At 62.3% G+C, this 12228-nt stretch carries 6 protein-coding genes; 3 read left to right on the top strand and 3 right to left on the bottom strand.

The features are described 5' to 3' along the window. The first annotated feature begins 34 nt into the window (after window positions 1-34). A complete protein-coding gene (locus H1204_RS06620; protein ID WP_035990605.1) occupies window positions 35-619 on the top strand; it encodes a phasin family protein in 585 nt (194 codons plus the stop codon). A 998-nt stretch (window positions 620-1617) separates the two neighbouring features. Here the strand turns inward: H1204_RS06620 and lpdA are convergent. From lpdA to aceE, 3 genes are all read right to left on the bottom strand, one after another. After that, window positions 1618-3678 (bottom strand): dihydrolipoyl dehydrogenase, encoded by a 2061-nt coding sequence (gene lpdA / locus H1204_RS06615; protein ID WP_180730479.1) that lies wholly within the window; start codon window positions 3676-3678, stop codon window positions 1618-1620. A gap of 265 nt (window positions 3679-3943) precedes the next feature. Continuing rightward, a complete protein-coding gene (aceF, locus tag H1204_RS06610; RefSeq protein WP_180730478.1) occupies window positions 3944-5605 on the bottom strand; it encodes a dihydrolipoyllysine-residue acetyltransferase in 1662 nt (553 codons plus the stop codon). A gap of 84 nt (window positions 5606-5689) precedes the next feature. Further along, entirely contained in the window at window positions 5690-8389 is a 2700-nt protein-coding gene (aceE, locus tag H1204_RS06605; protein ID WP_180730477.1) for a pyruvate dehydrogenase (acetyl-transferring), homodimeric type, read from the bottom strand. Window positions 8390-8676: 287 nt separating this feature from the next. On the opposite strand from aceE, the gene fixL reads away from it, so the two are divergent. Both fixL and fixJ read left to right on the top strand, forming a co-directional pair. Next, window positions 8677-11196: an oxygen sensor histidine kinase FixL gene (fixL, locus tag H1204_RS06600; protein ID WP_207795250.1), complete on the top strand. Its 2520-nt coding sequence runs from the start codon at window positions 8677-8679 to the stop codon at window positions 11194-11196. Continuing rightward, window positions 11193-11837, top strand: a complete 645-nt coding sequence (gene fixJ / locus H1204_RS06595; protein ID WP_012400866.1) for an oxygen response regulator transcription factor FixJ — start codon at window positions 11193-11195, stop codon at window positions 11835-11837. The genes fixL and fixJ overlap by 4 nt, the downstream gene beginning before the upstream one ends. The last annotated feature ends 391 nt before the right edge of the window (window positions 11838-12228 follow it).

Raw genomic sequence — 12228 nt, 5'->3', positions numbered from 1 at the left:
GCGCCAGACGGGCCGGTAATCCAGGAGCGTAAACATGACTCTGCTGACCCCTGAGCAATTCGCCGCAGCACAGAAGGCCAACCTCGAAACGTTGTTCGGTCTGACTTCGAAGGCATTCGAAGGCGTCGAAAAGCTGGTCGAGCTGAATCTCCAGGTCGTCAAGTCGACGATCGCTGAAGGCCAGGAAAACGCACAACGCGCGCTGTCGGTGAAGGACGCGCAAGAACTGCTCGCGCTGCAAGCCAGCCTGACGCAGCCGGTGGCTGAGAAGGTTCTGTCGTACGGCCGTCACCTGTACGAAATCGCATCGGCTACGCAAGCTGAATTCGCACGCGTTGCTGAAGCGCAATACGAAGAGCAGAACAAGAAGGTGCAGGCGCTCGTCGAGAACGTCGCGAAGAACGCACCGGCTGGTTCGGAAACGGCTGTCGCCGTGATCAAGTCGGCCATCACCGCCGCGAACACGACATACGAAACGGTTCACAAGGCAACGAAGCAGGCTGTCGAAATCGCTGAAAGCAACTTCAACGCGGCTGCAACGGCTGCATCGAAGGCCGCTTCGCAAGCTGCTGCTCAGGCTTCGCGCACGGCAGCTTCGGCCAAGAAGGCTGCTGTCTGATAACGATGTAACGGCTTCAACGGATCGGGCTTCACCTGCGCGTTGACGGATGCCCCATCATCTGTCGGCGCGCAGCCGCGAGATACACTGTCGAAGTGACTGGCGGTAGGAACAGCGCCGCGTGGTCGAGATTTCGACGGCCATGCGGCCAGACGCTCCGATACGTTAAACAGCGTATCGTTTACCCGGTCTAGGCCGGGATTTTTTTGCCTGCGCGGCGGGCGGGTTTGGTTTGGTTTGCTTTTCGCTGGCATCCGCGTTTTGTTAGCGTGCTTCACGCGTCGCCCCTGTGCGGGGCGGCACCTACTTTTCTTTGCCGCCGCAAAGAAAAGTAGGCAAAAGAAAGCGGCTAACACCGCCAACATCTCTTCCTGCCTGAGGGACCCCAACCGGTCCCTTACTTCACGCGGCAACTTCTCGATTCAAGTTCGTTGCCAACGCCCTCTCTGTACGCATCACCCGCTTCACCCACCCGCGTTGCAGCGTGCCGTGCCAGATAGTCCACCGCCGCCCAGGTGGCAAACTGTGTGTCGGCCGTAGTACTCCACACGCCTTACTCCGGACTGATAGCGCATGCGTCCCACCCTGTAAGAGCGCCAGGCTATACGACGCGACAACCTACACACAGTTTGCCACCTGGGCGGCACATATGATTCGCTGCCGCTTGCCCGTGCAAATGCATTCGAAGCTGGTGAGGCGTTTATTCCAAGCGTTGGCAACGAGCACCGACCAAGGGCACTGTTATGTGAAGCGTGGGGACGTTGGGGGCCCGTGGATAGGAACACGGGCTGGCGGTGTTAGCCGCTTTCTTTTGCCTACTTTTCTTTGCGGCGGCAAAGAAAAGTAGGTGCCGCCCCGCACAGGGGCGACGCTTGAAGCACGCTAACGCAACGCGGATGCCCACAACAACCGAAGCAAACCAAAAAAACGGCGCACCCCTTCGCCAAAAAGGGCACGCCATCATCACCACAAAAGCAGCCCGAAAGCCGCCCTAAGAATTACTTCTTCTTCTGCGGCGGCAGATCCGTACAAACACCTTCATACAGCTCGGCAGCCATGCCGATCGATTCCCCAAGCGTCGGATGAGGATGGATAGTCTTGCCGATATCCGTCGCGTCAGCGCCCATCTCAACCGCAAGACAAACTTCGCTAATCAGATCGCCCGCGTTCAGCCCGACAATCCCGCCACCGATCACGCGATGCGTCTCCTCATCGAAGATCAGCTTCGTAAAGCCCTCATCGCGACCATTCGCGATCGCACGCCCCGAAGCGGCCCACGGGAACACCGCCTTGCCGTACTTGATGCCTTCGGCCTTGCACTGATCTTCCGTCTTGCCCGCCCATGCCACTTCCGGATCGGTGTAAGCCACCGACGGAATCTGCAGCGCGTCGAAGTACGCCTTCTCGCCATGCGCCGCTTCCGCCGCGACGTGGCCTTCATGCACGGCCTTGTGCGCGAGCATCGGCTGACCGACGACATCGCCGATCGCGAAAATGTGCGGCACGTTGGTGCGCATCTGCTTGTCGACTTCGATGAAGCCGCGATCCGTCACCGCCACGCCCGCCTTGTCCGCGCCGATCTTCTTGCCGTTCGGGCTGCGGCCCACGGCAACCAGCACGAGATCGTAGCGTTGCGGCTCGGCGGGTGCCTTCTCGCCTTCGAACGATACATAGATGCCATCCGGCTTCGCTTCCGCGCCCGTCGTCTTGGTCTTCAGCATGACGTTGGTGAAACGCTTGCTGTTGAACTTCTCCCAGACCTTCACGAGATCGCGGTCCGCGCCCGCCATCAGACCGTCGAGCATTTCGACCACGTCGATCTGCGCGCCCAGCGTCGCATACACCGTCGCCATTTCCAGACCGATGATGCCGCCGCCGATCACGAGCATGCGCTTCGGAATCTGACGCAGTTCGAGCGCGCCCGTCGAATCGACCACACGCGGGTCTTCGGGAATGAACGGCAGCTTCACGGCCTGCGAGCCGGCCGCGATGATCGCCTGCTTGAACTTGACGACCTTCTTGCCGCTCTCGCCCTGCACTTCCATGTGATACGGATCGACGAACGTGCCGACGCCCGTCACGACTTCGACCTTGCGCGCCTTCGCCATGCCGGCGAGACCGCCCGTCAGTTTCTTGACGACGCCCGACTTGAAGTCGCGCAGCTTGTCGAGATCGATCTGCGGCTTGCCGAACGAAATGCCGTGCGAGCCCAGCGCAGCCGCTTCGTCGATCACCAGTGCCGTATGCAGCAGCGCCTTCGACGGAATACAACCGACGTTCAGGCACACGCCACCGAGCGTCGAATAACGTTCGACGAGCACGGTCTTCATGCCGAGGTCGGCAGAGCGAAACGCCGCCGAGTAACCACCAGGCCCGGCGCCAAGCACGAGCATGTCGCACTCGATATCGGCCGAACCCGAATAGCTCCCAGCTTGCGGCGCGGGCGCCGCTGCAGCAGCGGGTGCGGGAGCAGGCGCAGCCTTTGGAGCGGGCGCAGCCGCCGCGCCCTCGCCTTCGAGCAACAGCAGCACGCTGCCTTCGGAGACGTTGTCGCCGACCTTGACCTTTAGTTCCTTGACGACGCCGGCGGCCGGGCTCGGCACATCCATGGTCGCCTTGTCGGATTCGAGCGTGACGAGCGACTGCTCCTTCTCGACGCGATCGCCGACCTTTACCGCGACCTCGATCACGGGCACATCTTTATAGTCGCCGATATCCGGCACTTTGATTTCCTGCACGCTGCCACCGCTTGCTGCCGGTGCGGCAGCGGGCGCAGTTGCAGGCGCAGCTTTCTCAGGTTCTTTAGCGGCCTTCGCTTCGCCCGACGTCTCCACCGTGGCGATGACGGTGCCTTGCGACACCTTGTCGCCCGCCTTGACGCGGACTTCCTTGACCGTGCCGGCCGCTTCGCTCGGCACTTCCATGGAGGCCTTATCGGTTTCGAGCGTCAGCAGCGACTGCTCTTTTTCGATCGTATCGCCCGGCTTGATATTGACTTCGATGACATCGACGTCCTTGAAATCGCCGATGTCCGGCACCTTCACTTCGACGAGACTCATAGTGTCCCCTTCTCTTATTGACCGTGTTGAACGATGAGCCGCGAAGAACCTTCGCCTCGAAAAACCCGCAACGCCAAACGCAGACTTAATGCCGTCCGCCAAGGACGCGGCTTTCTTTTGCCTACTTTTCTTTGCAAGACAAAGAAAAGTAGGTGCCGCCCCGCACAGGGGCAACGCATGAAGCGAGACGACAAAGCAGGTTCAACGACAAGGCATGAGCACCCACAAAACGCTCACACCTCGCCGCGCGACAAACGCCCAACAATCAAAGAATCACACGCCGGAAATCGGCAAGAATCGACCCAAGATACGCATTGAAGCGCGCCGCTTCAGCCCCGTCGATCACACGATGGTCATACGACAGCGACATCGGCAGCATGAGACGCGGCACGAACTGCTTGCCGTCCCACACCGGCTTCATCGCACCGCGCGACAGCCCGAGAATCGCGACTTCAGGCGCATTGATGATCGGCGTGAAGTTCGTCCCGCCAATCCCGCCCAGCGACGAGATCGAGAAGCAGCCGCCTTGCATCTGGTCGGGCTTGAGCTTGCCTTCGCGCGCGAGCTTCGACAGGTCGGCCATTTCCTTCGCGATATCGACGAGACCCTTCTTGTCCGCATCGCGGATCACGGGCACGACGAGACCGTTCGGCGTATCGGCAGCGAAACCCACGTTGTAGTACTGCTTGTACACGAGGTTGTCGCCATCGAGGCTGGTATTGAACGTCGGGAATTTCTTCAGCGCCGCGACGACAGCCTTGATGACGAACGCGAGCATCGTGAACTTGACGCCCGACTTCTCGTTCTCCTTGTTCAGCTTCACGCGCAACTCTTCGAGCTCGGTGATATCCGCTTCGTCGTTGTTCGTGACGTGCGGGATCATGACCCAGTTGCGATGCAGGTTCGCGCCGGAGATCTTCTTGATGCGCGACAGCGGCTTCGGATCGATCGGGCCGAACTTCGTGAAGTCGATCTTCGGCCACGGCAGCAGACCGAGTTCGCCGCCACCTGCACCAGCGGGTGCTGCCGCCGCAGCGGGCGCAGCGCGCTGGCCCGTCATCACGCCCTTGACGAACGCGGTGACGTCATCCTGCGTAATGCGGCCCTTCGGACCCGTGCCTGCCACGCGCGACACGTCGACGCCCAGTTCACGCGCGAACTTGCGCACCGACGGCGACGCATGGCTCACGCGATACGCGCCGCCTTCGCCTGCGGGAATGACAGGCGCCTGCGCGAGCGCGGACGGCTGCGCGGGAGCCGGCGACGGCGCAGCGGGCGCGTCCGACGGCTTTTCTTCGTGCTTCGCGGCAGCGGGTGCCGGCGCGGGCGCAGCGGCGCCGCCGCTGTCGCCTTCGAGCAGCACGATCAGCGTACCTTCGGACACGCTATCGCCGACCTTGACCTTGATTTCCTTGACGATGCCAGCCGCCGGGCTCGGCACGTCCATCGTCGCCTTGTCCGATTCGAGCGTGACGAGCGACTGCTCCTTCTCGACGCGGTCGCCAACCTTGACGCCGACTTCGATCACGGGCACATCTTTGTAGTCGCCGATATCCGGCACCTTCACTTCCTGCACGCCGCCACCCTTGGCAGCAGGTGCGGGAGCGGGAGCAGGCGCCGCAGCCGGGGCAGCAGCCGGCGCAGCCGCGCCGTTGCCTTGAGCCGGCTTCGCGGCAGCCGCGCCGCCTTCACCGTCGAGCAGCACGATCAACGTGCCTTCCGACACCGTGTCGCCAAGCTTGACCTTCACTTCCTTGACCGTGCCCGACGCGGGGCTCGGCACATCCATCGTCGCCTTGTCGGATTCCAGCGTGACGAGGGACTGCTCTTTATCGACGGTATCACCCGCCTTCACCAGCACCTCGATTACAGGGATGTCCTTGTAATCGCCGATGTCCGGCACCTTGACTTCGATCGCTTGGCTCATTGTTTTCTGTCTCCAGGGCCGCGCGCGCCTCGACCGCCCGCTTCGGGCGGCGAGGTTGCGCATTGGGGCTCGCGGGTCGATGCCTTAGACGGTCATCGGGTTGGGTTTGGACGGATCGAGGTTGTACTTCTTCAGCGCGTCGGCCACGACCTTGCGCTCAATCGTACCCTCATCGGCCAGCGCGCTCAGCGCAGCGACCGTGGTCCAGTAGCGGTCGACTTCGAAGAAGTGACGCAGCTTTTCGCGCGTATCCGAACGGCCGAAGCCGTCCGTACCCAGCACGACGAAACGTTGCGGCACGAACGCGCGGATCTGGTCGACCAGCGCACGCACATAGTCCGTCGATGCAATCACGGGACCCTTCGCGTCCTTCAGCAGCGTCTCGACGTGCGAGAGCTTCTTCTCGGCGAGCGGGTTCAGCAGGTTCTGACGCTGCACTTCGTGACCTTCGCGGGCCAGTTCCGTGAAGCTCGGCACGCTCCACAGATCCGCCTCGACGCCCCAGTCGTTCTTCAGCAGGTCGGCGGCGGCGATCACTTCGTTGAAGATCGTGCCCGCGCCCATCAGCTGCACGCGCGGCGCCTTCGCATTGCTCGCGCCCTTGCGGAACGCGTACATGCCCTTGATGATGTCCTTCGCGACGTGCTCGCCCTGCGGGATCGCCGGGTGCTCGTAGTTCTCGTTCATCACCGTGACGTAATAGAACACGTCTTCCTGCTCCTGCACCATGCGGCGCAGACCGTCCTGCATGATGACGGCGAGTTCGTAGCCGAACGTCGGGTCATAGCTGATGCAGTTCGGCACCGATGCCGCCCACAGCAGCGAGTGGCCGTCTTCGTGCTGCAGGCCTTCGCCGTTCAACGTCGTGCGGCCTGCCGTGCCGCCCAGCAGGAAACCGCGCGAGCGCATGTCGCCCGCGGCCCATGCCAGGTCGCCGATGCGCTGGAAGCCGAACATCGAGTAGAAGATGTAGAACGGAATCATGATCTCGCCGTGCGTCGAGTACGACGTCGCCGCTGCGATCCAGTCCGACATGCCGCCTGCTTCGTTGATGCCTTCCTGCAGGATCTGGCCCGTCGTCGATTCCTTGTAGAACATCAGCTGGTCGGAATCTTCCGGCACGTACTTCTGGCCTTCCTGATTCCAGATACCGATCTGACGGAACAGACCTTCCATACCGAAGGTGCGCGATTCGTCCGGCACGATAGGCACGACGCGCTTGCCGATCGCCTTGTCCTTCAACACGATGTTGAGGATACGGACGAACGCCATCGTCGTCGAAATCTCACGGCCTTCGCCCGTGCCCTTGAGCAGCGGCTCGAATGCTTCGAGCGCCGGGACGGGCAGCGATTCCGCCTTCTGGCGGCGCGCCGGCAGATAGCCGCCGAGTTCCTGACGGCGGGCGCGCATGTATTCGAGTTCCTTCGAGCCTTCCTCGAAAGTCAGATACGGCACGTGCGTGATTTCGTCGTCCGAGATGGGCAGGCGGAACTGGTCGCGGAACTGCTTGAGCGACTCCACCTGCATCTTCTTCTGCTGGTGGGTGATGTTCATCGCCTGGCCGGCTTCGCCCATGCCGTAGCCCTTGATCGTCTTGGCGAGTATCACGGTCGGCTGGCCCTTGGACTGCGTCGCTTCCTTGAACGCCGCATAGATCTTGTGCGGATCGTGGCCGCCGCGGTTCAGGTTCCACACGTCGTCGTCGGACCAGTCGGCGACCAGCGCCTTCAGTTCCGGCGTGTTGAAGAAGTGCTCGCGAACGAACGCGCCCGATTCCGACTTGTACGTCTGATATTCGCCGTCGACGACTTCCATCATCCGGCGCATCAGCGCGCCCGACTTGTCGCGTGCAAAGAGGGCATCCCAGCGGCTGCCCCAGATGACCTTGATGACGTTCCAGCCTGCGCCGCGGAATTCGCTTTCGAGTTCCTGAATGATCTTGCCGTTGCCGCGCACCGGACCGTCCAGGCGCTGCAGGTTGCAGTTGATCACGAACACGAGGTTGTCCAGACGCTCGCGGCCGGCCATGCCGATCGCGCCGAGCGATTCCGGCTCATCCGTTTCGCCGTCGCCGAGGAACGCCCACACCTTGCGGCCGTCCGTCTTCGCGATGCCGCGCGCCTGCAGGTACTTCATGAAGCGCGCCTGGTAGATCGCCATGATCGGGCCCAGACCCATCGACACCGTCGGGAATTGCCAGAAGTCCGGCATCAGCCACGGGTGCGGATACGACGAGATGCCCTCGCCGCCCACTTCCTGGCGGAAGTTGTCGAGCTGGTTCTGCGTCAGACGGCCGAGCAGGAACGCGCGCGAGTAGACACCCGGCGACGAGTGGCCCTGCACGAACACGAGGTCGCCGCCGTGATCTTTCGACGGCGCGTGCCAGAAGTGGTTGAAGCCGACGTCATACAGCGTCGCCGCCGATGCGAACGATGCGATGTGGCCGCCGACGTTGGTTTCCTTGCCGGCGCGCAGCACCATCGCCATCGCGTTCCAGCGTGTGTACGAACGGATGCGGTGCTCGACGTCCTGGTCGCCGGGGATCTTCGCCTGATTCGCGACGGGGATCGTGTTGATGTACGGGGTGTTGGCGGAGAACGGCAGATGCTCGCCATGCACGCGGGCAAATTCGATCTGCTTCTCGATGAGGTAGTGAGCGCGGTCGGGTCCAACAGCAGAAATCACGCCATCTAGCGCTTCGAGCCATTCGGCTGTTTCTTGCGGGTCGCTATCGTCTTTGGCGTTGGCGACGTATTTCAGGACTTCGTCAGGTACAGCGGACATGCTCGTCTCCTGGATATGGGAACGCTCTGTGAACAGGCGACGCGGACAAACGTCGAGGACGAACATCGACCGCGGCAGCTTCCGGCCGATTGTAATAAGGCCCACATTGCCTGCGCAAGAAAATTTTCAGATTACGAGAGAGTTTCTCATAATGCGGAAAATTGTTGCGACGCACCCTAGTTTGACTGCCCATCAGCAAGTACGTCGGCTAGTTTGCGCCGAATTGCGTGACTTTCACCTCTTTTTTGCGTCATTTGCATGTCAGGCGCTGCGCTACAATGCCAGCCATGTTGACCGATCGGCTTTTCGCACGCTCGGCGCGCTCTGCCGGAACGTCGGCGGATTCGTCGCCGTCCCGCTGGCACCACGGACCGTGGTGGTCCAATTCCTATTTGCTGACGCCGCTGTTGTCGATCCTCGTGTTCCTCGTGGTCATGAGTCTGATCCTGTGGAGCCTGAACCGGCGCGAGCAGCAGCAGCAGGAAGACACGCTCTACCGCAATGTCGCGTGGGCGCAGCAGCAGATCCGCCTGTCCATGACGGGCGCGCAGGAACAGCTTCAGGCGCTCGCACGCGATCTCGTCTCCGGCCGCGCCGACCCGCATTCTTTCCAGGTGTCGACGGCCGACATCATGCAGGGGCATCCCGAGATCCTCTACATGAACTGGTACACCAGCGCGCAGCAGCCGCGCTGGCCGAACAACGCGCTGCCCGTGCTGGGCCAGCGCCTCGCCAAGCCCAACGACCAGCAGATGGACGAGGCCGTCAAGGCCGCCTTCACGGAAGCGAAGAACACGCGCCGCCAGGTCTACTCGGCGCTGATGTATGACGACGTCGGCAATGGCTACATCACGCTGCAAACCCCCGTTTATCGCGACCGCGACTTTCTCGGCACGGTCGCGGCCGTGTTCTCGGTCGAAGGGATACTGAAGCGCGACATCCCGCCCGAGCTGTCCGCGAAGTACAAGATTTCGATCATCGACATCAACAACCGCGAGCTGGCCACCACGTCGACGCGCCCGCGCCTGCCGCGCGACGCGTACTACGATCTCCCCCTCGATCCGCCCGGCCAGGGCGTGTCGGTGCGCGTGTACGCGTACCCGCAGATGACCAACTTCACGAACAACACGCTCGTGTGGTTGGTCGCGGGGCTGTCGTGTTTCGTGCTGTGGAGCTTGTGGAGCCTGTGGAAGCACACGCGCCAGCGCTTCGAGGCGCAGCAGGCGCTGTACGCCGAAGCGTTCTTCCGCCGCGCGATGGAAAACTCCGTGCTGATCGGCATGCGTGTGCTCGACATGCACGGCCGCATCACGCACGTGAACCCCGCGTTCTGCCGGATGACGGGCTGGGATGAAAGCGATCTCGTCAGCAAGAATGCGCCGTTCCCGTACTGGCCGCGCGATTCGTACCCGGAGATGCAGCGCCAGCTCGACATGACGTTGCGCGGCAAGGCGCCCTCTTCCGGGTTCGAACTGCGCGTGCGCCGCAAGGACGGCTCGCTGTTCCACGCGCGCCTGTATGTGTCGCCGCTGATCGACAGCTCGGGACGGCAGACGGGCTGGATGTCGTCGATGACGGACATCACCGAACCGAAACGCGCGCGCGAAGAACTCGCCGCCGCGCACGAGCGCTTCACCACCGTGCTCGAAAGCCTCGATGCCGCCGTGTCGGTGCTCGCCGCCGACGAAGCCGAACTGCTGTTCGCGAACCGCTACTACCGGCACCTGTTCGGCATCCGCCCGGACGGCCACCTCGAACTGGCGGGCGGCGGTGGCGGCTTCGATAGTTCCGCGGCTTCGTCGGATTCGATCGACATGGTCGACGCCTTCGCCGGCCTGCCCGCCGCAGCGCTCACGGAAGGCTCCGCCGACGCGCAGGAAGTCTACGTGCAAGGCATCCAGAAGTGGTTCGAAGTGCGCCGCCAGTACATCCAGTGGGTGGACGGCCATCTCGCGCAGATGCAGATCGCGACCGACATCACCACGCGCAAGCAGGCGCAGGAACTCGCGCGTCAGCAGGACGAGAAACTCCAGCACACCAGCCGCCTGATGACGATGGGCGAAATGGCCTCGTCGCTCGCTCACGAATTAAACCAGCCTCTCGCGGCCATCAATAACTATTGCTCTGGAGCCGTAGCGCTGGTTAAATCTGGTCGGACAACTCCCGACAACCTGTTACCAGTTCTCGAAAAGACGGCGCAACAGGCTGTGCGGGCCGGCATGATCATCAAGCGGATCCGCGAATTTGTGAAACGCAGCGAACCGAAACGCCAGGCCACCCGCGTCGCCGACATCGTCGCCGATGCCGTTGGCCTTGCCGAGATCGAAGCACGCAAGCGCCGCATCCGCATCGTGACGGACATGCGCCAGCGCCTGCCCGTCATCTATGTCGATCCGGTGCTGATCGAGCAGGTGCTCGTGAACCTGCTGAAGAACGCGGCGGAAGCGATGCACGACGCGCGGCCCAATGCCGTCGATCCCGTCATTCGCCTCGTCGTCAAGCTCGATTCCGGCTTCGTGTGCCTCAGCGTCGTCGACCAGGGTCCGGGCGTCGACGAAGCGACGGCCGAACGTCTCTTCGAACCGTTTTACAGCACCAAGTCCGATGGCATGGGCATGGGGCTGAACATTTGCCGTTCGATCATCGAATCGCATCGCGGACGCCTGTGGGTGGTCAACAACGTCGAATCCGACGGCCACATCACGGGCGCCACTTTCCATTGCAGTCTGCCTATTGGAGAGCCTGACGGCCCGAGCAACGGCGGGTCAGAGGCGCCGACACCACAAACCGTTACGGGAGAGTTATGAACACCCCAGTTACCACACAGGAAACCGTGTTTGTCGTCGACGACGATGAAGCGGTGCGAGATTCGCTGCGCTGGCTGCTGGAGGCGAACGGTTACCGCGTTCAGTGCTTCTCCAGCGCCGAGCAGTTCATCGACGCATGGCAGCCGCATCAGCATCCCGGTCAGATCGCGTGCCTGATTCTCGACGTGCGGATGTCGGGCATGAGCGGGCTCGAACTGCAGGAGCGCCTGATCGCCGACAACACGCTGCTCCCGATCATCTTCGTGACGGGACACGGCGACGTGCCGATGGCCGTGTCGACGATGAAGAAAGGCGCGATGGATTTCATCGAAAAACCGTTCGATGAAGCCGAACTGCGCAAGCTGGTCGAGCGCATGCTCGACAAGGCGCGCAGCGAAAGCAGCAGCGTGCAGCAGCAGCGCGCCGCCGCCGAGCGTCTGGGCAAGCTCACGGCGCGCGAGCATCAGGTGCTCGAGCGCATCATCGCGGGCCGCCTGAACAAGCAGATCGCCGACGACCTCGGCATCAGCATCAAGACGGTCGAAGCGCACCGCGCGAACATCATGGAAAAGCTCAACGTGAACACGGTCGCCGATCTGCTGCGTCTCGCGTTGTCTAACAAGCCGCAACCGGCGCAGTAATACCGCAGTAATACGCGTCGCGGTCGTCATCGCGTGATGGCCGCGATTTTCTTGCGCTTCGTTGCGCAGGCACATGAAGCAACGTTGACGCCCGCTGAGGCCGTCACGCGGCGCTGTCTCTGGCGCCAGAGTTCCCCTCCTCTTCCGCACGATTCTTCGTCGTGCGCGTCGCCCTCATTTCATTAGCGCTCCCAACTGACTCGCATTGCCTTCGATTCAGCCCGCCTCGCATCGCGAGCGCGTCCGGGTCGAGAGTGCGCGTTCGAGTTTGATATCGCGCATTGACAGTCGCGGCTCCGCTTTCTAACTTACATACCAGATCAACCGAAAAAGCGACCCATGCCCGAAACGTGCAATGCGGGCGCGACGCGTGCATCGCTGGCCGCGATGC

The organism is Paraburkholderia sp. PGU19, from assembly GCF_013426915.1.
In the GTDB taxonomy this organism is placed as follows: Bacteria; Pseudomonadota; Gammaproteobacteria; order Burkholderiales; family Burkholderiaceae; genus Paraburkholderia.
This window is presented reverse-complemented; position numbering and strand designations above follow the sequence as displayed.